Raw genomic sequence first — 21,377 nt, forward strand, 5'->3', positions numbered from 1 at the left:
CACCCGGCCCGGGATCAGGACGAACTGCGGCGCACCAGCTCGGTCGGCAGCACCACGCCGGTGGGCACGGCGGTGCCGCCCGCGCCACCGGGCGCGGCCGGGCCGCGCAGCCGGGCCAGCAGCAGCCTGGCCATCTCGCGGCCCATCTGCTCGATGGGCTGCCGCACGCTGGTCAGCGGCGGGTCCATGTGGCGGGCCACCGCGGAGTCGTCGAAGCCGACCAGCGCCACGTCGTCGGGCACCGTCCGCCCGGCCGCACGCAGCGCCATCCGCGCGCCGGAGGCCATCACGTCGGACGCGCAGAAGACGGCGTCCACCTCGGGCCTGCGGGCCAGCAGCTCGCGCATCGCGCGGTGGCCGCCGTCCTCGGTGAAGTCGCCGTGCGCGACGAGCCGCGCGTCCTCGTCGTGGCCGGCGATGCGGACGGCGTCCCGGTAGCCGTCCAGGCGGCACTGGGCCACGTACATGTCGAGCGGGCCGGTGATGGTGGCCACCGTGCGGCGGCCACGGCCGATCAGGTGCTCCACCGCGGCCCGTGCGCCGCCGACGTTGTCGGAGTCGACGTAGGGCACGGACTCGGCGCCGGACCGCCGGCCGCCCAGCACGGCCGGCATCTCGATGCTCTCCAGCAGGTCGGGCAGCGGGTCGTCGGCGTGCACCGACACCAGCAGCACGCCGTCCACCCGGTGGGCGCTGACGTACTGGCCGAAGCGGTCGCGTTCCTTCTGGTTGCGGATCATGGTGAGCAGCAGCTGGAGGTCGGCGTCGGCCAGGGCGGCGCTGACGCCGCGCACCACACCGGAGAAGTACGGCTCGGCGAACAGCCGGGTCTCGTGCTCGGGGACCACGAGCGCTATCGCGTCGGTGCTGCCGGCGGCGAGGGCGCGCGCGGCCGGGTTCGGAACGTAACCGAGTTCCGCGACGGCCCGCTGGACCGCCGCCCGGGTCTGCTCACTGACCCGCGGGGAACCGTTGACCACCCGGGAGACCGTGCCCCGTCCGACCCCGGCACGTGCCGCGACCTGCTCCAACGTGGGCCTGCGAGCCCCAGCGCCGCGCACCGCCATACCTGCCTCCCGGACCGATTCTCCGATGTACGGATCATTCAACTACACCGTGTTTCGAAGTAGTTGCCGTTCAGTGTCTTGACACCCCGATGGGTCTCGGAGACTCTTCAACCCATCACGTTTGGGAGCGCTCCCAAGGTACCGCACCCAGTCATTTCTCCACACGCCCTTTCACGTCCCGTACGTTCGGGAGGATGCAATGCACGGCAGGACCCGCACACCTTCGTTCCGTCTCACCACCCGCAGCCTGGCCATCGGCCTCACCGCTGCCCTGAGCGCCGGCCTGCTCGCAGGATGCGCCTCGGACAGCGACGAGTCGTCGGATACCGCGGACGGCAAGAAGAAGACCACCGTCTCGGTGGGCGTCTTCGGCGTCTTCGGCTACAAGCAGGCCGGGCTGTACGACGAGTACGAGAAGCTCAACCCGCATGTGACGATCAAGGAGAACTCCACCGAGCGCAACGAGGACTACTACCCGGCCCTGCTGAACCGCCTCTCGGCCGGCAGCGGACTCGACGACATCCAGGCCGTCGAGGTCGCCAACATCAACGAGCTGACCCAGATCCAGGCCGCGAAGTTCGTGGACATGTCCAAGGCCGACGGGGTGGACGGCGAGAGCTTCCTGCCCTGGAAGTGGGACCAGGCCAAGGCCGAGGACGGCCGGGTCATCGGTGTCGGCACCGACATCGGCCCGATGGGCGTCTGCTACCGCAAGGACCTGTTCGACAAGGCGGGCCTGCCCACCGACCGCGAGGAGGTCGGCAAGCTCTGGGAAGGCGACTGGGAGAAGTACGTCGACGCAGGTGAGACCTACATGAAGGACGCCCCCGAGGGGACGACCTTCATGGACGCCGCAGCCGGCCTCTACAACGGTTCGGTCTCCAGCTACGCCGAGAAGAACTACAACAAGGACGGCGAGCTGATCTACAAGGACAGCGACGCCGTGAAGACCTCGTGGGACCTGGCGATGCGGGCAGTCGAGGGCAAGATGACCGGCCGGCTGAAGCAGTTCGACACCGCCTGGGACCAGGCCTACGCCAACGGCACCTTCGCCACCGTGGTCTGCCCCTCCTGGATGCTCGGCTACATCAAGGAGAAGGCCGGCGAGAAGAACGCCGACCAGTGGGACGTCGCGCCCGCTCCCCGGCCCGCCAACTGGGGAGGTTCGTTCCTGACCGTGCCGGAGGCCGGCAAGAACAAGGAGGAGGCCGTCAAGCTGGCGGCCTGGCTGACCGCGCCGCAGCAGCAGGCGAAGCTGTTCGCCAAGCAGGCCAGCTTCCCCAGCTCGCAGCGGGCACTGGACCTCCCCGAGGTCAAGGACGCCAAGCACGAGTACTTCGCTGACGCGCCCATCGGTGCGATCTTCTCCGAAGCCGCGAAGGGCATCCCCACCGCCATCCTCGGCCCGAAGGACCAGATCGTCGGCGAGAACATCGCCACGGTCGGCATCCTCCAGGCCGAGCAGCAGGGCAAGTCGCCCGACGAGGCGTGGAAGGCCGCGGTGAAGAAGATCGACAACGCGGTCGACGAGTGACCGGAGCTGCTGGATGACCACCCCGCGCCTCGAAGCCGTGCCCCCCGCCACCGCGGGGGGCACGGCCCCGCGCCCGCCCCGCAAGGGCGGGCCGGCCGACCCCAAAGAGGAGCGCCGCCTCGCCCGGCGCAGCCGCCGCTACCAGCGGGACGCCCGCTGGAGCCCGTACGCGTTCATAGCTCCGTTCTTCCTGTTCTTCACCGCCTTCGGCCTCTTCCCGCTGCTGTACACGGGCTGGGCCTCGCTGCACAAGGTCTCCCTGCACACCCCGACGGAGATGGAGTGGGCCGGGCTGCACAACTTCTCCCGGCTGATCAGCGACGAGTTCTTCTGGAACGCGCTGCGCAACACGTTCACCATCGGCCTCATCGCCACCGTTCCCCAGTTGCTGATGGCGCTCGCGCTGGCCCACCTGATGAACTACAAGCTGCGCGGCTCGATGTTCTTCCGGGTCGCCATGCTCACCCCCTACGCCACCTCGGTCGCCGCGGCGACCCTGGTGTTCGCGATGCTCTACGGTCGCGACTACGGCATGATCAACTGGGGTCTGGGCCTGGTCGGCATCGACAACATCGACTGGGAGAGCGGCACCTGGACCTCGCAGTTCGCCGTGTCCACCATCGTCATCTGGCGATGGACGGGCTACAACGCGCTGATCTACCTGGCCGCGATGCAGGCCGTGCCGGACGACCTCTACGAGTCGGCGGCCCTGGACGGGGCCTCCCGCTGGCAGCAGTTCCTGCACGTGACGATTCCGTCGCTGCGGCCGACCATCCTGTTCACGGCTGTCATCTCGACCATCGGCGCCACCCAGCTGTTCGGAGAGCCGCTGCTGTTCGGCGGTTCGGCGACCGGCGGGTCCTCGCACCAGTACCAGACGCTGGGGCTGTACCTGTACGAGCAGGGCTGGGTCAACTACCACCTCGGCCGGGCGTCAGCGATCGCCTGGTCCATGTTCCTCGTCCTGATCGTGATCGGCCTCGTCTACTGGCTGTTCGCCCGACGGCTTCAGAAGAGCCACTGAAAGGGGGCTGACCATGGCTGTTTTCTCTGCTGTCCGGGCCGGCCGCGCGGGCAAGCACCTGCACGGCGGCGTGATCACCTACACCGTGCTGGCGGTCTTCACCCTGGGCTCGCTGCTCCCCCTGGTGTGGACGGCGATCGCGGCCTCCCGGGACAACTCGCGGCTGGCCGAGACGCCGCCACCGTTCTGGTTCGGCGGCAACCTGCTCTCCAACCTGAGCACGGCGTGGACCGACGCCAACATGGGCAAGGCGCTGTTCAACACGGTGTTCGTGGCCGGGACCATCTCGGTCAGCACGGTGCTGTTCGCGACGCTGGCCGGGTTCGCCTTCGCCAAGCTCCACTTCCGGGCGAAGAACATCCTGCTGGTGCTCGTCATCGGGACCATGATGGTGCCGCCGCAGCTCAGCGTGGTGCCCCTGTTCATGGCCATCGCCGAGCTGGAGTGGACCAACCAGCTGCAGGCGGTCATCCTGCCCATGATGGTGAGCGCCTTCGGAGTGTTCTTCATGCGGCAGTACCTGGTGAACGCGCTGCCCACCGAGGTCATCGAGGCCGCCCGGGTGGACGGCGCGAACAGCCTGCGCGTCATCTGGCACGTGGTCTTCCCCGCCGCCCGCCCGGCGATGGCCGTCCTGGGCATGCTCACCTTCGTGATGGCCTGGAACGAGTTCTTCTGGCCGATCATCGCGCTGACCCAGGACAACCCGACCGTCCAGGTCGCCCTGACGGGTCTGGGCCAGGGATACATCCCCGACCAGTCGGTGATCATGGCCGGCGCCCTGCTCGGCACGCTCCCGCTGCTGATCGCCTTCGCCATCTTCGGCAGACAGATCGTGGGCGGCATCATGCACGGCGCAGTCAAGGGCTGACGCGTGTCCGCCCTGCCGAACGCCCTTTCCGACGACTAGACTTGGGAGCGCTCCCACATGACTTTCCCCTCCGACTTCCTGTTCGGATCGGCCACGTCCGCCTACCAGATCGAGGGCGCCGCCGCCGAGGACGGACGCACCCCCTCCATCTGGGACACCTTCAGCCACACCCCCGGCAAGGTGCTCGGCGGCGAGCACGGCGACGTCGCCGTAGACCACTACCACCGCTTCCGCGACGACGTGCGCCTCATGGCGGACCTGGGCCTTGAGGCCTACCGGTTCTCCGTCAGCTGGTCCCGCGTCCAGCCCACCGGCCGCGGCCCGGCCGTCCAGCGCGGCCTGGACTTCTACCGCCAACTGGTCGACGAGCTGCTGGAGCACGACATCACCCCGTGGGTCACCCTGTACCACTGGGACCTGCCGCAGGAGCTGGAGGACGCGGGCGGCTGGCCCGAGCGCGTCACCGCCGAGCGGTTCGCCGAGTACGCCACGCTCACCGCCGACGCGCTCGGCGACCGGGTGCAGCACTGGACGACGCTCAACGAGCCGTGGTGCAGCGCGTTCCTCGGCTACGGCTCGGGCGTGCACGCGCCGGGCCGGACCGAGCCGCTCGCCGCGCTGCGCGCCGCGCACCACCTCAACCTCGGCCACGGCCTCGCCGCGCAGGCGCTGCGCGCGGCGCTGCCGGCCACCGCCAAGCTGGGCGTCAGCCTCAACTCGGCGGTCGTGCGGGCCCGCACCGACTCCCCCGCCGACCGCGACGCCAAGCGGCGCATCGAGGCGCTCGCCAACGGCGTCTTCGAGGGGCCGATCCTCCAGGGCGCGTACCCCGAGGACCTGTTCGCGGACACCGCGCGCATCACCGACTGGAGTTTCGTCCGCGACGGCGACCTGGCGGAGATCCACCAGCCGCTGGACGCGCTCGGCGTCAACTACTACACCCCGTCCCTGGTGTCCCAGGTGCAGGCGGGCGAGGTCGAGCGGCGCGACGGTCACGGCGCGAGCGCGCACTCCCCCTGGCCTGCGGCCGACAGCGTCGCCTTCCACCAGACGCCCGGCCCGACCACCCAGATGGGCTGGACGGTCGACCCGACCGGCCTGCACGAGCTGCTCGTCCGGCTGGGGCAGCTGGCACCCGGCGTGCCGCTGTACATCACCGAGAACGGCATGGCCTGCGAGGACAAGCCGTCCGAGGACGGCACCGTCAACGACCAGGACCGGATCGACTACCTGCACGGCCACCTCGGCGCGGTCGAGCAGGCCAGGGGCGACGGCGTGGACGTGCGCGGCTACTTCCTGTGGTCGCTGCTCGACAACTTCGAGTGGTCCTACGGGTACAGCAAGCGCTTCGGCGCGGTCTACGTCGACTTCGACACCCAGGAGCGGACACCGAAGGCCAGTGCGCACTGGTACGCGGAACTGGTCAGGACCCGGGAGCTGCCCGCCGTCTGACGGATCGGGGGGACGGCGGGAGCGCGGGGTGCGGCGGAAGGGGCAAATCGGCCGCCGCACCCCGCTGGGTCCCTGTGGGGGTGATCAGAACACTAGCCGCCCCGACTCCGGCATCCTGGACGAATCGGGCTCCGGGCGGGTGCCTTAGGACGGCCTTAAGGCCCGGATGGCCGGACGTTAAGCGAGTGTCACGCCCGGCGAGCCCGCCGCCGCACCCGGTGACCGCGGCGGTTCCCGGCCGGGCGGCCCTCGGTGTCCAGCGCGAGCCACAGCCGCACCTCGGTGCCGCCCAGCACCGACCGGCCGATCCGCACGTCGCCGCCGGTGGACTCCGCGACCCGGCGCACGATGTCCAGCCCCAGGCCGGTCGAGCCGGGGCCGCCGTCGCCGTGGCCGCGCCGCAGCGCCGCCTCCGGGTCCTCGATGCCGGGGCCCGCGTCGGAGACCAGCACGATGACGGAGTTGCTGGAACTGCCCGCGTCGTGCACGTCCACCGCGAAGGCGGTGCCCTCGGGGGTGTGCCGGAAGACGTTGCCGAGCATCGCGTCCAGCGCGGCGGCCAGTTCGGCGCGGGCCACCGGTACGCGCACCGGACGGTCCGGCGTGGCGACCCGGGCCCGGCGGCCCTCGTCCTCCGCCAGCGCCGACCAGAACTCCATCCGCGCCCGCACCACTTCGGACGCGTCGCAGCCCACCGACACCCCGGCGCCGGGTGACTGCGGCTTCAACTCCCGGGCGGCCTGGATGACCTGGTCGACCTCCCGTTCAAGCTGGGCGACCGCGTGGCGGGTCTGGTCCGCCGCGTCGCCCTCGCCCAGCGAGGCGGCGTTCAGGCGCAGCACCGTCAACGGGGTGCGCAGCCGGTGTGAGAGGTCGGCAGCCAACTCCCGTTCATTGGCAAGCAGTTGCACGACCTGGTCGGCCATCATGTTGAACGCCACAGCGGCCGACCGCAGTTCGGTCGGGCCCTGTTCGGGCACCCGCACGCCGAGCTTTCCCTCACCCAGTTCGTGCGCCGCCTGTGCGAGGCGGGCCGCGGGACGGACCATCCGGGTGCCGAGCCGGTCGGCGATCGCGACCGAGCCCACCACCAGGCCCAGTCCCACTCCGGCCAGCACCAGCCAGGCGGTGGTCACCCCGCGCGAGACCTCCTCGTCGGGCACGAAGACCTCCACCACCGCGATGCGGCCGGTGTTGACGGCGGTCGGTTGGAGCAGCGCGAAGCCGCCGGGCACGGCGACGATCGACGCCCGCGCCTCGCCCAGCGCGTCCGCGGGCGCGCGGCGCTCACCGACCTCGATCGGCTCGCCCCGATCGTCCCCGGCCGGTACGTGTACCGCGATGCGGCCGTCGGCACCCGCCTGGGTGCTGGCCACCGCGCGCTGGAGCTGGGCGCGGTCGGCGGTGATGGCGAGCGCCGGGCCGATCGCGGCGGCCTGCCGCTCGGCGTTGGAGAACGCCCGGTCCCGTGCCATCTCCTTCACCACCAGGCCCAGCGGCACCGCGAAGGCGATCACCACCATGGCCGTCACGGCGAGGCAGACCTTGACCAGCGCCCATCTCACTGCGGCGGTCCCGCCACCGGGGGTTCGAGCTTGACGCCGACGCCGCGCAGCGTGTGCAGGTAGCGCGGGCGGGCCGCGGTCTCGCCGAGCTTGCGCCGCAGCCAGGACAGGTGCACGTCGATGGTCTGGTCGTCTCCGTAGGACTGCTGCCACACCTGGGCGAGCAGTTCGCGGCGCGGCACCACCACACCGGGCCGCCCGGCGAGGAAGGCCAGCAGGTCGAACTCGCGGCGGGTCAGGTCCAGTGCGGTGCCGTCGAGCCGGGCCTGCCGGCGCAGCGGGTCCACCTCCAGGCCGCCGACCCGGAGCGTGGCGTCCTCCGGCGACGCGGTGCGCTCGCCGCCCCGGGACCGGCGCAGCACCGCCGCCATCCGGGCGGACAGGTGCTCCACCGAGAAGGGCTTCACCAGGTAGTCGTCGGCGCCGGCGTTGAGCAGCCGCACGATCTCCGACTCGTCGTCCCGGGCGGTGGCGATGATGACCGGGACCTGGGTGATGCCGCGCAGCATCTTCAGGGCCTCGGCGCCGTCCAGGTCGGGCAGTCCCAGGTCGAGCACGACCACGTCGAAACCGATCTGGGAGACCTCGCGCAGTGCCTCCAGCGCCGTCCCGACACTGCGCACCGTGTGGGACGCCTCGGTGAGGTGGCGGATCAGCGCCGAGCGCACGAACTGGTCGTCCTCAACGACGAGCACACTTGCCATGCGCGGAACCGTACGCCATTAGGGTGAAGCCGATGCAACGTCGACTGGTTCACGCGGGCGCGTGGTTGTGCGCCACCTCGGTTGCCGCCGCGCTGTCCTGGTTCGGCGTGCACACCGTGATCTCCGGCACGGCCTACGACCCGCCCCGGGCGGTCACCCTGTCCCTGGACGGCGACGCGGAAACAGCCGAGCAGTCCTCCACCCGGCGTCCCAAGCCGGCGGATTCGCCCTCCCCTTCGGCGTCGGGGGCTTCGCCGTCGCCGTCACCGTCGGACTCCGCGTCGCCGTCGGCCGCGGGCAGCCCGAGCGCCCGGCCGTCCCGCACCCCGTCGGGCAGCGCGTCACCGCCCGCACCCGGGAAGGGCGAGCAGCCGCCCACCGGGCAGGTGCGCAGCTACACCGCTGACGGCGGGCTGGTCGCGTTCGACCTGCGGGCCGACTCGGCGGCGCTGGTGTCGGCGACACCCGGCTCCGGATGGCAGGTCGAGGTGTGGCAGCAGGAGTTCTGGATTCGGGTGACCTTCAGCAAGGGCGACCGCGCCTCGTCGATCTTCTGCACCTGGCACGACGGCCCGCCACGCGTGCAGCTCGACGAGCGCTGAACCGCCCCGCGCCCGGGCGCGGATGGGCCCGCCGGGTCTTGCCGGTCAGCTGCGGCGGCGGTCGAAGACGCCTGCGGGTGGGGCCGGCGAGGCGGTGGCGGTGGCGTCGGTGACGACGCGGGCGCCACCGGTGAAGTCCGCCAGATCCCGGCCGTGCAGCAGCCGCCCCGGGTGCGGGTCGCCGGCCGCCCGCCGGGTGAGTTCGGTTGTCGGCAGCGGCCCGTCGGCGGCCAGCAGCACCGCGTTGCCGAAACGCTTGCCGCGCAGCACCGCCGGGTCCGAGGTCAGGCACAGCTCGGCGAAGGCGTCGCGCACGGTCGCGGTCTGGGCGCGCAGATGGGCCAGCGGCGGCCCGTCGGCCAGGTTCGCCGCGTACCAGCCGCCGGGCCGCAGCGTCCGCCGGACCTCGGTGAGGAACTCGGCCGTTCCCAGGTGCGCGGGGGTGCGGGCGCCCTGGAAGACGTCCGCCACCACCAGGTCGGCCCAGCCGTCGGCGACGCGGGCCAGCCCTGCCCGCGCGTCCGTGCCGCGCACCCGGATGCGCCAGCCGTCGGGCAGCGGCAGGTGCTCCCGCACGAAGGCGGTCAGCGCGGTGTCCATCTCGACGACCTGCTGGGTGGAGCGCGGGCGGGTCGCGGCGGTGTAGCGGGCCAGGGTCAGCGCGCCGCCGCCCAGGTGCAGCACCCGCACCGGGCGTCCGGGCGGCGCCAGCAGGTCGATGGCGTGGCCGATCCTGCGCTGATAGGAGAAGTCGAGGTGCGCGGGGTCGGCGAGGTCCACGTGCGACTGCGGGGCGCCGTCGAGCAGCAGTTGCCACGCCTGCGGGCGGTCGGGGTCCGGCAGCAGCTCGGCCAGCCCGCCGCCGACCTGCTCGGCCGCCGCCTCGCGGCCCTGCCGGGCCGCGGCGGATCGTCGCTGTCTGCCCATGGCGGCCAGTATCCCCCGGCCGCGCGCCGGCGCGCCCGCCGGGGAGCGGCTACCAGCGGTCGAGCGCCTCGATGGTCCGGGCCGCCTCGCCGAGCGCGGCACGCAGCCGGGACGCGTCGGTGGCCGTCTCGTAGGTGCCGTCCGGCGGCACCACCCAGCCCGCGCCGGCCACCGGCGGCTCACCGGCGCTGCGGTCGGCGGGCCCGCTGGTCTGCGTGCAGGCGCTGCCGGGAAGGTCCCAGGCGGCGGCGGTGCCCGGCGGGACCAGGAAGCCGAGCGTGGCTCCGGCGTCGTCGTGCAGCACCGGGCCGACGCCGTCGCGCAGCCTGAGGATGTCGACCGCCTCCAGCCCCTGCCGCGCGGGCACGGTGACCAGGTCGCAGGGCTCGTCCGGCGGCACCGCACCGCGTCCGGCCCCGGGCCGGGTCGGGGCGGTGGTACGCAAGTCTCCGGTGTCAAGCACGGTGACCACTCCTCTGCGCTCGCTGATGCATGGTTCAACGTGCGGGAGCGTCAACGGCTACGGCATCGGGCACCGCAAAGGATGGCGATTCATGGCGGATGCCGAATGGGATATCCGTTCTGTCGGCAAACCCTGTGTGGCGGACCCCTCACGGCGTGTACCTTCCCGGGCATGGCGTCGTCACCTCCAGCGTCAGCCGCGACGCAGCGGCAGCCGAACCTGGCCTTCCGGCGACAGCGCGGCGGGCTCTCCCCCGGTGAGTTCGCCGCCGCCGTCCGCAGGGCGGCCCGGGAGATCGGGGAGCGGGTGTCCTGCGACGCCCGCTACGTCGGGCGGGTGGAGAGCGGGGAGATCCGCTGCCCCAACTACGCCTACGAACGGGTGTTCCTGCACATGTTCCCGGGGCGGACCCTGTCCGACCTGGGCTTCGCCCCGCGGGCGTCGGTGCGCGGAAGGGCGGCGCGAATCCCGGGCGGAGGTGACGGCACCTCCACCGGGACGACCTCCTGCCCGGCGCACTCGGACCACGAGCGTGCCGGGCCCCACCCTGGACACGACGAGGAGAGCGACGTGCTGCGTCGCGCATTCATGGCCGGCGGCCCCGCCGCGCTGGCCGCCACCACCGCGGGCGCCGTGCTCTGCGGCCCCGGGGCCGCAAGCGCCCTTGCCGCCCCGGCCCGCGCCGGGGCGCCCGAGGCGGCAGCGGTCGAGGAGGCGGTGCGCCGCATCCGCCTGCTGGACGACCGGCACGGCGCGGACGGCCTCTACCGCCGCGCCGGCACCTGGCTCCGAGCCGCGTACGAACTGCTGGACTCCCGACCGCAACGCCAGACCGTGGCCGACCGGTTGCACGCCGGCGCGGGTGAACTCGCCATCTCCGTGGGCTGGCTGGCGCACGACTCAGGACGGCTGGAGGACGCCCGCTCGCACTACGGCGAGGCGCTGGCCACCTCACGGGTGGCCGAAGACCCCGCCCTGGAGGCGCACGCCTTCTGCAACCTGGCCTTTCTCGCCCGGGACGCCGGGCGGCCCCGGGAGTGCGTGCGGGCCGCGCAGGCCGGCACGCAGGCTGCCCGGCGCCTCGGCTCGCACCGGCTGCTCTCGCTGCTGGCGCTGCGCGAGGCCGGCGGCTGGAGCCGGCTCGGCGACCGGGCCTCCTGCGCGGAGGCACTCGGCCGGGCGCGTGCCCTCTTCGCCCGCGGCCCGGTGGACGACGACCCGGAGTGGATGACGTTCTTCGGCGAGGCGGAGCTTTCCGGTCTGGAGGCGCAGTGCTGGGCGGCGCTGGGCGACTGGACACTCGCCACGCGCGGCGCGCGGCGCGCGGTCGCCCTGCAACCGCCGCACTTCGCCCGCAACACCGCCCTGTTCACCGCCCAGTTGGCCGGGGACCTGGCCGGTGCGGGCTCCCCGGACGAGGCGGCGACGCAGGCCGCCCGCGCCCTGGACCTGCTGGCGGACGTCCGGTCCTCCCGCGTCAGCACCATGCTCGCGGCCACCGCGCACCACCTCGCGCCCCACCGGGGTGACGCGGCGGTGGACTCGTTCCTGGACCGGATGTCGGCCCGCCTCACAGCCTGACTGCACAACCCGGTGGGAGCCAGGAACCAGGGGCCGGCTGCCTCTGGTTCAGGCCCCGGCCTCCAGGTGGCCGACGTCGTTCCAGCGCTCGATGGCGGGCTCGCCGTACGCCCAGCCCAGCTCCGACAGCGAGGCGGGCGACAGCCGCAGCCGGGCGGCGAACTCCGGTTCACGGCCGAGCCAGCGCGCACCGAGCACCCGCAGCATGTGGCCGTGGGCGAACAGCAGCACGTCGTGCTCGGCCGCCCGCGCCCAGGCGACGACCTCGTCCGCGCGGGCGGACAGCTCGGCCAGCGACTCCCCGCCGGGCACGCCGTCCCGCCAGATCACCCAGTCCGCCCCGGCCCGTTCCTTGATGTCGTCCGGGCTGAGCCCCTCGTAACCGCCGTAGTCCCGCTCCATGAGGGCGTCCCACGGCTGCGCCCGGCCGCCGCCGAACCCGGCCAGCTCGCAGGTCTCCGCCGCCCGCGAGAGCGGGCTGGTCCGCACCTCGGCGTCCGGCAGTCCGTTCCAGGGCGCGCGGTGCAGCCGCTCGCCCAGCTGCTTGGCCATGCGGCGGCCGTCGTCGAGCAGCGGCACGTCGGTCCGCCCGGTGTGTCGGCCCAGGCGGGACCAGGCCGTCTCGCCGTGGCGTACCAGCAGGATGCGCGCTGACATGCGAAAGCTCTCCTCGCAGCGGGGGCAGGGTCTTTCCGCATCCATCATCGCGCACCGGCCGGGCGGGCGCCGGAGGCGGGGGACGGCGGGTGCGCTGGGCCGTTGTCGGTGCCGGATGCCAGACTCTGCCGGGTGACGCACCACCCGCACCGCTCCCCCCGCAGCGACGCCGGGGCCGAGGCCCCCGACGGGCGGCGCACCGCCCTGCCCCGGCGGCTGGCCGCACTGCGCGGCGCCGGCCGCCCGGCCCGCCCGCTGGACGCGCGGGCCATCTCCGCGCTCGCCGCCAACCCCGGCTGCCGCCGCCGCGCCCTGCTGGACGGCGCCGGCGTCGACAAGGCCGCGCTCGCGCAGGCCCTCGGCGCTCCCGCGCCCTTCGGGCAGTCGCAGTTCGCGTTCGCCCGGGGCCACGCCTTCGAGTCCCGGCTGACGGCCGACAACGGCGCCGCTCTGGTCGCCCTGCTGCGGGAGCGCATGGGCGGTGACGTGCCCGAGCCGGAGGACGTCGCCGTCCCCGACCTGTCCGCCGACGGCCCTGCGGGCCGCGCCGAGCGCACCCGGCTCGCGCTGGCCGAGGCGGACCGCGCCGCCGCCGAGGGCCGGTGGACGCTGCTGGCCCACCCGATGCTGGAGCTGGACGTCGGCGGCTCCCCCGTCCACCTGGAGCCGGACGCGGTCACCGTGGCCCCCGACGGGCGCCGCACGGTGGTGGAGATCAAGTCCTTCCCGATCCTGGACGGTTCCGCCGACCCGGCCAAGGTCGGTGCCGCCGCCCGGCAGGCGGCCGTCTACGCGCTGGCGCTCGCCCGGATGGGCGGTGCGGTGGACGAGCGGGCGCTGCTGGTGTGCCCGAAGGACTTCTCCAACCAGCCCACCGCCGCCGCCATGGACCTGCGCAGGCAGGTTGCCGCCGTGCGGCGGCAACTGGACCGGCTGACGCGGGTGGAGGAGATCGCCGGCGCCGTGCCCGACGGGGTCAGCTTCGACCCGGACCTGCCCGCGGGGGAGCTGGCCGCGGCCGTCGCGACGGTGCCCGCCGCGTACGACCCGCAGTGCCTGGCCGGCTGCGAACTCGCCTTCCACTGCCGCGGCCAGGCCAGGTCGGCCGGTGAGGTGACGACGCTGGGCCGCGGCGCACGCGGTGAGCTGGGCGGCCTCGCCACCGTCCGCAGCGCGCTGGACGCGGCCCGCGGCCTCGCGGGCGACCCGGCCGACCCGGCGGTCACCGCCCTGCGGCGCGCGGCCCGCCTGCGGGCCGAAGCCCTCGCAGAGGCTCCGGGGCACGGCTGCGAGGCCGACGCCGGGGCCGGCGGGGTGCCCGGGGCGCGGGCGGCGGGCCCGGCGGTGCCCGAGGGGGCGGCATGGGGCTGATCACCACACTGGCCCGGATGGAGGCCGTGGAGACGGGGGCGGTCACGCCGCTCACCACCGTCCGGCACCGGCATCTGTCCGACCGGCCACTGGTCCTGGTACCGCTCACCACGGCCGGTGAGGCCGGTGCGCCGCTGGGCGCGCTGGTCGGCACCGACCGGGACGCGCCGCGCCTGCTGACCGTGCCGCAGCCCCGCGACCGGGACCTGCGGTTCGCCTTCCTCGCCGCGCTCGCCGAGGAGGTGCTGCCGCACGTCGAGGCCGTGCTGGCCGCGACCGAGGCGGTGCCGCCGAAGGACAAGGACGCCGAGCCCGTCGAGCTGTGCCTGGACGCACCCCAGCTGCTGGTGCCCAACCGCGGCGGGATGGAGTTCGTGCGGCTGCTCGGGCGGTCGATGCGGTTCCGCCGCACCGCCGAGGAGGACCCGCAGGCCGCCCATCCGGCGCCGCCCCGGGTGCCGCTGCTGGGCCGCTGGCTTAGCCACTTCGGGGAGCGGGCCCGGGTGCCCGGCTCCTCACTGCTGCTCGCCATGACGGACCTGCTCGGCCGCCACTGGGCCACCGGCCAGAGCAGCCTGGAGGACCAGCACCTCGGGGCGCTGCTGGCCTGGTTCCGGCACCCCGGCGACGGCGCCGCGGCGGCCCTGCGGGCTGAGACCGAGCGGGACGCCGCGGGTCTGCTGCGCACCCCGCCGGCCGGTCCCGCCACCGACCCGGCCTTCGACAACAAGCGGCTGGCGCCCGCCGTCCAGCGCTACGACGCCAAGCTGCCGGGCGCCGAGGAGGAGGTCGCCGCGCTTCTCGCGTCTCAGCTGCGTCCGACCTGGGACGCCGTCTGGGAGGGCCTCGACCTGCTGCGGGCCCTCCCGCCCGGCCGGCGGGTGCCGACGCGCTGGGAGAGCGACCGCTGGTCGTGCACCGCGCACCGGGACCGGCTGCTCGCCGGCGAGCCGCCGCAGCCCCGGCGGGACGACGCGGTGACGGCGGCCCGCAAGCTGGCCGCCAGGGAGCGCGACCAGGCCCGGCTGGCGGCCCACGAAGCGCTCGACGACCCGCTGGTGATGGCCGCCCGGCGGCTGGCCGGCGAGGCGTTCACCGGTGAGGTCGCGGAGGTCGAGATGGCCTGGTCCGAGGGCAGGCGCAGGATGCCGCGCCCGCTGGTGACGGTCCGCACCGACGACCTCCCGCAGCTGTCGGAGGGCTCCGCTGTGTTCCGGGCGCTGCCGGAGGGGCGGGCGCAGACGGGCGAGTTCGCCGTTTCCCCGGGACCTGGACTGATCACCGTGCGGCTGACCGGCGGCATGGGCCGCGGCAAGGAGCCCGCGCCGGGTTCCGTGCCAGGGCCGGGCGAGCGGGTCTGCTTCACGCTGTTCGAGCACGCCCCGCGCGGCGGACCCGACCTGCCGGAGCCGGAGCACACCCCGTGGACGCACGGCGGCCCGCCCGGTACCGACGGCGCCGCACCCGACCCGGTCACCGAGGAGGACCTGCTGTGAGTACGTCCCCCATCGCCCCGGCCGCCACCGCTCCCGGGGACGCGGGCGGCCCGCCGGACGACCCCGGCGCGGCTGCCGCCGCCGCGACGGCGGCGATCCTCGCCGACACGCTGGCCGGCACGGGACGCGGCGTGGTGGTGGACTCCCCGCCGGGCGCCGGCAAGTCCACGCTGGTGGTGCGGGCGGCCCGGGAGATCGCCGCGACCGGGCGTGCGCTGATGGTGGTGGCGCAGACCAACGCGCAGGTGGACGACCTGGTGGAGCGGCTGGCCGAGGCCGATCCGCAGCTGCCCGTCGGACGGCTGCACAGCAGCGACTACACGCCGCCGCAGCCGCGCCCCGACCGGCACCCGCAGGTGCGCATGGCGGCGCGGGCCGGTGATCTGGCGGGCCTGGACGTGGTGGTGTCGACGGCCGCGAAGTGGGCGCACGTGAAGGACGTCGAGCCGTGGCGGCACGCCATCGTGGACGAGGCGTACCAGATGCGGTCGGACGCGCTTCTGGCGGTGGCGCGGCTGTTCGAGCACGCGCTGTTCGTCGGCGACCCGGGCCAGCTCGACCCGTTCAGCCAGGTGGGCACCGAGCAGTGGGCGGGCCTGTCGCACGATCCGTCGGCGAGCGCGGTGGCGGCGCTGCTGGCCCACAACCCGGGGCTGCCCCAGCACCGGCTGCCGGTGTCCTGGCGGCTGCCGGCCTCCGCTGCGCCCCTGGTGTCGCAGGCGTTCTACCCGTTCACGCCGTTCCGCAGCGGGACGGGCCCCGGCGACCGTGCCATGGGGTTCGCCGAGCGGTCGGACGGCTCGGCGCCGGACCGGGTGCTGGACGAGGCGGCGTCCTCCGGGTGGGGCCTGCTGGAGCTGCCCGCGCGGCACACCCCGCGGACCGACCCGGAGGCGGTGGCCGCCGTCGCGCGCGTCGTGCGCCGGGCGCTGGACCGCCGGGGCAGCACGCTCAGCGAGCGGACGCCCGATCCGGCGCCGCTGACCGCCGACCGGATCGCGGTGGGCACCGCACACCGGGACCAGGCCGCCGCGATCCGTGAGGCGCTGGCCGCGCTTGGCGTGACGGGCGTGACGGTGGACACCGCGAACCGCCTCCAGGGCCGTGAGTACGACCTGACGGTGGTGCTGCACCCGCTGTCGGGCCGGCCGGACGCCACCGCGTTCCACCTGGAGACGGGCCGGCTGTGCGTGCTGACCTCCCGGCACCGGCACGCCTGCGTGGTGGTCTGCCGGGCGGGGGTGCCCGAGCTGCTGGACGAGCACCCCTCGACGGAACCGGTGCAGCTGGGGGTGTCGGTGCGCTTCCCCGACGGGTGGGAGGCCCATCAGGCGGTCCTGGCCGAGCTGGCGCGGCACCGGGTCACCTGAGCGGTCCGGACGCTTTTCGAATGCGTCCGGACCGGCCGGGGGACAATGGTGAGTGGCCCCAACGACGACGGAGGTATCTCCATGCCCGAGCCGCATCCGGCTTCGGACGAGCGCGGCGGCGTCCCGCGCTTCTCGCGGCCCGTGCCGTTGACCTTCGAGCCTGCCGAGTCCACGGCCGACCCCGAGCACTTCTTCGACCTTGAGTCGATCAGCGATCCGCGGGAGCTGCTGGCCCGCTCGACGGAGCTGGCGCTGGCGTTCCGCGCCGCAGCCGACCGGGCGATGGAGTTCCAGGCGATGGCCGCCGCGCAGCTGGCGGACCCCCGCCGGTTCGACCGGCTGCCGGACGCGGCGATCGCCGACCGGGCCCAGTGGACGGAGGACTACGTCCGCAAGATGGTGGAGTTCGGCGAGGAGCTGCTGCGCGAACGCACCCCGGAGTGATCCGCACGGCGGGAGGGGCGGGACCGCGGGGTACGCCGCGGGCAAGCGTGATCCGACATGTGCGGCGCGTACTGTACGGGCCGCGACCGGTGCCCGTCCCGGTTTTTGCCGATCCGCAAGAAGACCGTCGGTCGCAGCGGTAGACCTGTTCTCCATGAGCAGTGATCCCTCCACCTGTGTCACCCCGGCCGGCGCGGACTGGCTGGCCTCCGCGTGCCGCTTCCCGCGCAGCGTGCACGCCCTGTGGGCGGCGCGCCCCGGTGCCCCGAGCGTGCTGCCCTGCGGAACGGCCTTCGACGCGGTGAGCACACCGGTGCTCTTCGGACGCCGCATGCTGGACCGCTTATGGTCGGCGGGTCCGGGCAGCGGGCCGGTGGCCCTGCACCACGGCCGCATCTGGGTGTTCGCCGCCCCCGGCACGGCCGACCGGCTGCCCGCGCTGCTCGGCTGGGAGGAGTGGGGGCCGTCCCACAGGGGTGCAGAAACGATCCCCCCGCTGCTGTGCCACGGGCTGGGCGACGCGGTCACCGTGCCGGCCGTGCGTCTCACCGCCGAGCCGCCGCGGGCGTCCCGGTGGCTGGTGGCGCCCGACGTGCGGCACCCGTGGCTGCCGGACGCCGAGACGTTGCTCTGGGCCTGCCTGCGCGCGGTACGCGCTGGTCGGAGCCATGGCCGCCCGCTGTCGGTTTTTGCGTCCGGTGAGCCGGGTGCTAAGGTCTACGACGTCAGCAGGCGCCGCTAGCTCAGTTGGTTAGAGCAGCTGACTCTTAATCAGCGGGTCCGGGGTTCGAGTCCCTGGCGGCGCACAGACAGTCGAAGGCCCTCCGTCCGCGGAGGGCCTTCGTCGTGCCCGGCAGCCGCGTGACCGCCGCCCGCGTCCGGGCACGTGCGCGTGAGCGCCGGCTCGTGCGCGCGGCCGCCGTCACCGCCGGGTGACGCGTACCGTCCAGGCGCCGGACTCCGCCCGCCGGACCGCGGTCACCGCGACGGCCCCGTCAGCGGCCAGCAGGGTCTCCCCCTCACCCAGGGGCGCGTCCGCCAGCTCCGGGTGCACCGAGCTGCCGTGGCAGGCACCGCTGCCGGGGTGCGCGTCGAGCACCTCGACCGGACCGCCGGCCGAGGCGGTGTCGCTGCGGACCCGGTAGACGAGCAGCCCGGCGGTGCACAGCGCGATGTCGTTGCCGACCGGCTCCCGCGCCTCGACCGCGATCACCTCGTGCGGCCCGGTGCGTACGGCGAGCAGCCGGGTGTCGGCCCCGGGCCGGGCGGCCGGCTCGGCGAGCGGCTGAAGCGTGTGCCTGGTGGTGCCCGGTGCCTGCACGCAGTCCACGCGGGCGTCGTCCAGCCAGCCCATCTTCCACTTGTGCCAGCCGAACGGGTCCGGCGCGAGGCCGAACTGGCTGCCCATCAGGTCCCAGTCGCCGACGTGGGTGTCCCAGTCGCCCTTGCCGTCCTCGGGGCGGTTGTACAGGTCGGGCAGGTCGAAGACGTGCCCGGTCTCGTGCGCGAGCACGTTGCGGTCTGCGGGGTACTGCTCGAAGACGGTGACGACCCGCCGCAGCTCGGTGCCGTCCTTCTTCACCGGCTGGTGGAAGTTGACGACCTTCGTCGCGTCGGAGTCCACGCCGGGCGCGTGCGGGTCGGCGACGAGGTAGACGACGTCGTAGCGGCTGAAGTCCACCTCCGGGTCGGCGGCGGCCAGCGCGTCGTCGACGAACGCGGAGCGCATGCCGGCGTTCCAGTCCCGCGCTATGTCGTAGGAACGCGACGCGGAGGGCATCTCGATCCACTCGTCCAGCGGGTGCGCCCGCAGGTCGAGCCGCCCGTAGGAGGCACTGCGGAAGAAGTCCGCGGTGGCCGGGAAGTGGTCGTCGGCGAGTTGCGCGGGCGTGGTCAGGGGGCGCGAGTCGGGGAAGGACAGGAAGACCATGACGGCGTCGACCGTCTTCCGCGGACGCACGTACGCGTCGTTCCAGGTGTCGAGGCCGAGGGAGTGATGGGCGTCCGTGCGCGGGAGGGCGCACGGTGGCGCGGGCTCGGCGAGGACCGGCCCTGCCATCGAGGTGGTGCCGATCACCGCCACGAGCGCGGTGAGCACCGAGGCCGGACGGCGCATCCGCCACAGGAGCGACTCCTCCTGCGGTAGGCGCACAGGGCTCACAGGTACCTCCCGTAGCTGACGTGGAACACCACGTCCACCTTGCGGTGATACTTACGGTTTTTACCTGTTTGATTAAGCCGAGTGGGTCAGCCCAGTATGATTACCCAGGGTAAGTGACCGTATCTTTTTGGGGGCGCTCGTACGGACGTGCGCAGGGGCCACCCCAGGAGTGGCGGCACCCTCCCGGCTGCTGGCCCCTTCTTGGCCAAAGCCCTTATGATCGGCAGACTTTCCAGCCACGAATCCCCTCCGGGAGCGATCGGTGAACGGAATTCTCGACAGTCAGGGCAGCGCCCCCGATCGCCCCGACACCGCCGGAAAGGCTGCTCAACGCGTTACGGACGGTAGTCATGCGGCGCTTCGCTCCCCTGGGACCGCTGTTGAACCAGGGGTTTTTGCCGCGGCATTCAACACCGCACGGCAGGCGATGGCCGTCGTCGACGAGGAGGGCCGCGTCGTCGCCGCCAACGCGGCGCTCGCCGCCCTGCTGAGCACCGTGCCGGAACGGCTCGAAGGGCTGCCCGCAGCCGAACTGCCGGGCCTCTCCCTGGACGACCACGCACGCACCGCCTGCCGAGCGGTGCTGCGCGGTGAACGGGACCGGATGTGCTGCACCCGCCGGCTCAAGCACGCGGACGGCCACCCGCTGTGGGTGGAGATCACCCTGGTGCCCGCCGACCGGCCGCACGGTGCCGCCCTGCTGACCGTCGCCGACGTCAGCGAGCGCCGCGACCTCCAGGACCGGCTGCGCCACCTGCAGATGCACGACCCGGTCACCCGCCTGCCGAACCGCGCCCTGTTCTTCGAGCGGCTGGCCGGCGCGCTCAACGACAGCGCCACCGGCCGCGTCGGCCTGTGCTACCTCGACCTCGACGGCTTCAAGGCCGTCAACGACACACTCGGGCACCGCATCGGCGACCTGCTCCTGGACGCGGTGGCCCGCCGCCTGGTGCGCTGCGCGGCCGGCTCCCCCTCCCCCGGCGGCCACCTGGTGGCGCGGCTCGGGGGCGACGAGTTCGCGCTGCTGGTGGAGGCGTCCACCGGCACCGACCAGCTCAGCGCGCTCGCCACCGAGCTGGGAGCCGAGCTGCGGCGGCCCTTCGACGTGAGCGGCCGGCGGATCACCGTCTCGGCCAGCATCGGCGTCGTCGAACGGATCGCGGACGGCACCACCGCCACCGAGCTGATGCAGGCCGCCGACACCACGCTCTACTGGGCAAAGGCCGACGGCAAGGACCGCTGGACGCTGTTCGACCCCGAACGCAACGCCCACCGCATCACCCGGCAGTCGCTGTCGAGCACGCTGCGCCCGGCCGTCGAACGCGGTGAGTTCATCCTGGAGTTCCAGCCGATCGTCGGACTGGCCGACGAGGCGCTGCGCGGGGTCGAGGCGCTGGTGCGCTGGCGGCACCCGCAGTTCGGCACGCTGGGCCCCGACCGCTTCATCGGCCTCGCCGAGGAGAACGGCGCGATCGTGCCGCTCGGCCGCTGGGTGCTCGCCGAGTCCTGCCGCCAGGCCCGCCGCTGGCAGCAGCAGACCTCGGGGCCGCCGCTGTTCGTCTCCGTCAACGTGGCGGTGCGGCAGGTGTGGGACTCCGACCTGGTGGCGGACGTGGCCGGCATCCTGGCCGAGACCGGGCTGCCCGCGGGACTGCTGCAACTGGAGCTGACCGAGTCGGCGGTGATGGGGTCCTCCGGCCGCCCGCTGCAGGCACTGCAGGCGCTGTCGGACATGGGGGTGCGCATCGCCATCGACGACTTCGGCACCGGCTACTCCAACCTGGCCTACCTCAGCCGGCTGCCGGTGCGGGCGCTGAAGCTGGACGGCACCTTCGTGCGTGCCTTCCGCACCGCCCGGCACCTCAACCCGGCCGACGAGACCATCGTCACCTCGCTGGTGGACCTCGCGCACAAGCTCGGCCTGACCGTCACCGCCGAGTGCGTCGAGGGGCCCGCCCAGGCGGAACGGCTGCGGCGCATCGGCTGCGACACCGGCCAGGGCTGGCACTACTCCAAGCCGGTGGCGGCGGAACGCATCTCCCAGCTGCTCGGCAGCGGCTGACCGCCGTCCCCGTCGGGACGGGCCCG

19 protein-coding genes and 1 tRNA gene are annotated in these 21,377 nt (G+C 73.7%); 13 read left to right on the top strand and 7 right to left on the bottom strand.

Annotated elements, in window-relative coordinates:
• Positions 1–14: 14 nt before the first annotated feature.
• Complete coding sequence (locus tag QNO07_RS09775; protein WP_283991339.1) at positions 15–1,067, bottom strand: LacI family DNA-binding transcriptional regulator; 1,053 nt, start codon at positions 1,065–1,067, stop codon at positions 15–17.
• 199 nt (positions 1,068–1,266) lie between these two features.
• Between QNO07_RS09775 and QNO07_RS09780 the strand changes: the two genes are divergently transcribed.
• From QNO07_RS09780 to QNO07_RS09795, 4 genes are read left to right on the top strand one after another with little or no spacing between them, the layout of a single operon-like run.
• Positions 1,267–2,601, top strand: coding sequence for an ABC transporter substrate-binding protein (locus QNO07_RS09780; protein WP_283991340.1), 1,335 nt, complete (start codon positions 1,267–1,269; stop codon positions 2,599–2,601).
• A 13-nt stretch (positions 2,602–2,614) separates the two neighbouring features.
• Entirely contained in the window at positions 2,615–3,625 is a 1,011-nt protein-coding gene (locus tag QNO07_RS09785; RefSeq protein ID WP_283991341.1) for a carbohydrate ABC transporter permease, read from the top strand.
• A gap of 13 nt (positions 3,626–3,638) precedes the next feature.
• Positions 3,639–4,496, top strand: coding sequence for a carbohydrate ABC transporter permease (locus QNO07_RS09790; protein WP_283991342.1), 858 nt, complete (start codon positions 3,639–3,641; stop codon positions 4,494–4,496).
• A gap of 57 nt (positions 4,497–4,553) precedes the next feature.
• Positions 4,554–5,948, top strand: a complete 1,395-nt coding sequence (locus QNO07_RS09795; protein WP_283991343.1) for a GH1 family beta-glucosidase — start codon at positions 4,554–4,556, stop codon at positions 5,946–5,948.
• Between the two features lie 188 nt (positions 5,949–6,136).
• On the opposite strand, the gene QNO07_RS09800 is transcribed toward QNO07_RS09795, so the two are convergent.
• Together QNO07_RS09800 and QNO07_RS09805 are read right to left on the bottom strand one after the other, a co-directional pair.
• Entirely contained in the window at positions 6,137–7,513 is a 1,377-nt protein-coding gene (locus QNO07_RS09800) for a HAMP domain-containing sensor histidine kinase (RefSeq protein WP_283991344.1), read from the bottom strand.
• Positions 7,510–8,217: a response regulator transcription factor gene (locus QNO07_RS09805; RefSeq protein ID WP_283991345.1), complete on the bottom strand. Its 708-nt coding sequence runs from the start codon at positions 8,215–8,217 to the stop codon at positions 7,510–7,512. The genes QNO07_RS09800 and QNO07_RS09805 overlap by 4 nt, the downstream gene beginning before the upstream one ends.
• A gap of 32 nt (positions 8,218–8,249) precedes the next feature.
• Between QNO07_RS09805 and QNO07_RS09810 the strand changes: the two genes are divergently transcribed.
• The gene (locus tag QNO07_RS09810) at positions 8,250–8,819 is read left to right on the top strand and encodes a hypothetical protein (RefSeq protein ID WP_283991346.1); all 570 of its coding nucleotides are present in this window, start codon (positions 8,250–8,252) and stop codon (positions 8,817–8,819) included.
• Positions 8,820–8,864: 45 nt separating this feature from the next.
• On the opposite strand, the gene QNO07_RS09815 is transcribed toward QNO07_RS09810, so the two are convergent.
• On the bottom strand, positions 8,865–9,746 hold the full coding sequence (locus QNO07_RS09815) for a spermidine synthase (protein WP_283991347.1): 882 nt from the start codon (positions 9,744–9,746) through the stop codon (positions 8,865–8,867).
• A 49-nt stretch (positions 9,747–9,795) separates the two neighbouring features.
• On the bottom strand, positions 9,796–10,209 hold the full coding sequence (locus tag QNO07_RS09820; RefSeq protein ID WP_502961807.1) for a hypothetical protein: 414 nt from the start codon (positions 10,207–10,209) through the stop codon (positions 9,796–9,798).
• A gap of 171 nt (positions 10,210–10,380) precedes the next feature.
• Here QNO07_RS09820 and QNO07_RS09825 point away from each other — a divergent pair, with 171 nt between their 5' ends.
• Entirely contained in the window at positions 10,381–11,790 is a 1,410-nt protein-coding gene (locus tag QNO07_RS09825; RefSeq protein WP_283991348.1) for an NsdA family TPR-like regulatory protein, read from the top strand.
• Positions 11,791–11,838: 48 nt separating this feature from the next.
• On the opposite strand, the gene QNO07_RS09830 is transcribed toward QNO07_RS09825, so the two are convergent.
• The gene (locus tag QNO07_RS09830) at positions 11,839–12,447 is read right to left on the bottom strand and encodes a histidine phosphatase family protein (RefSeq protein WP_283991349.1); all 609 of its coding nucleotides are present in this window, start codon (positions 12,445–12,447) and stop codon (positions 11,839–11,841) included.
• A gap of 132 nt (positions 12,448–12,579) precedes the next feature.
• Between QNO07_RS09830 and QNO07_RS09835 the strand changes: the two genes are divergently transcribed.
• The 6 genes from QNO07_RS09835 (at position 12,580) to QNO07_RS09860 (ending at position 17,934) form a co-directional block, all read left to right on the top strand.
• Positions 12,580–13,818, top strand: a complete 1,239-nt coding sequence (locus QNO07_RS09835; RefSeq protein WP_502961808.1) for a hypothetical protein — start codon at positions 12,580–12,582, stop codon at positions 13,816–13,818.
• The gene (locus QNO07_RS09840; protein WP_283991350.1) at positions 13,809–15,314 is read left to right on the top strand and encodes a hypothetical protein; all 1,506 of its coding nucleotides are present in this window, start codon (positions 13,809–13,811) and stop codon (positions 15,312–15,314) included. The genes QNO07_RS09835 and QNO07_RS09840 overlap by 10 nt, the downstream gene beginning before the upstream one ends.
• 11 nt (positions 15,315–15,325) lie before the next feature.
• Positions 15,326–16,684: an AAA domain-containing protein gene (locus tag QNO07_RS09845; protein WP_283991524.1), complete on the top strand. Its 1,359-nt coding sequence runs from the start codon at positions 15,326–15,328 to the stop codon at positions 16,682–16,684.
• 81 nt (positions 16,685–16,765) lie between these two features.
• Positions 16,766–17,128 carry a DUF8844 domain-containing protein gene (locus QNO07_RS09850; protein ID WP_283991351.1) on the top strand — a complete coding sequence of 121 codons (363 nt, stop codon included), beginning with the start codon at positions 16,766–16,768 and terminating at the stop codon, positions 17,126–17,128.
• A gap of 154 nt (positions 17,129–17,282) precedes the next feature.
• Positions 17,283–17,870 (top strand): hypothetical protein, encoded by a 588-nt coding sequence (locus tag QNO07_RS09855; RefSeq protein WP_283991352.1) that lies wholly within the window; start codon positions 17,283–17,285, stop codon positions 17,868–17,870.
• A tRNA-Lys gene (locus QNO07_RS09860) sits at positions 17,861–17,934 on the top strand. Before QNO07_RS09855 ends, QNO07_RS09860 begins: the two co-directional genes overlap by 10 nt.
• A gap of 116 nt (positions 17,935–18,050) precedes the next feature.
• Here QNO07_RS09860 and QNO07_RS09865 read toward each other — a convergent pair.
• Positions 18,051–19,244, bottom strand: coding sequence for a M6 family metalloprotease domain-containing protein (locus tag QNO07_RS09865; protein WP_283991525.1), 1,194 nt, complete (start codon positions 19,242–19,244; stop codon positions 18,051–18,053).
• Positions 19,245–19,551: 307 nt separating this feature from the next.
• Between QNO07_RS09865 and QNO07_RS09870 the strand changes: the two genes are divergently transcribed.
• Positions 19,552–21,351, top strand: coding sequence for a putative bifunctional diguanylate cyclase/phosphodiesterase (locus tag QNO07_RS09870; RefSeq protein WP_502961809.1), 1,800 nt, complete (start codon positions 19,552–19,554; stop codon positions 21,349–21,351).
• Positions 21,352–21,377 lie beyond the last annotated feature (26 nt).

The sequence above is a fragment of the Streptomyces sp. 549 genome, assembly GCF_030124175.1.
Classification (GTDB): domain Bacteria; phylum Actinomycetota; class Actinomycetes; order Streptomycetales; family Streptomycetaceae; genus Streptomyces.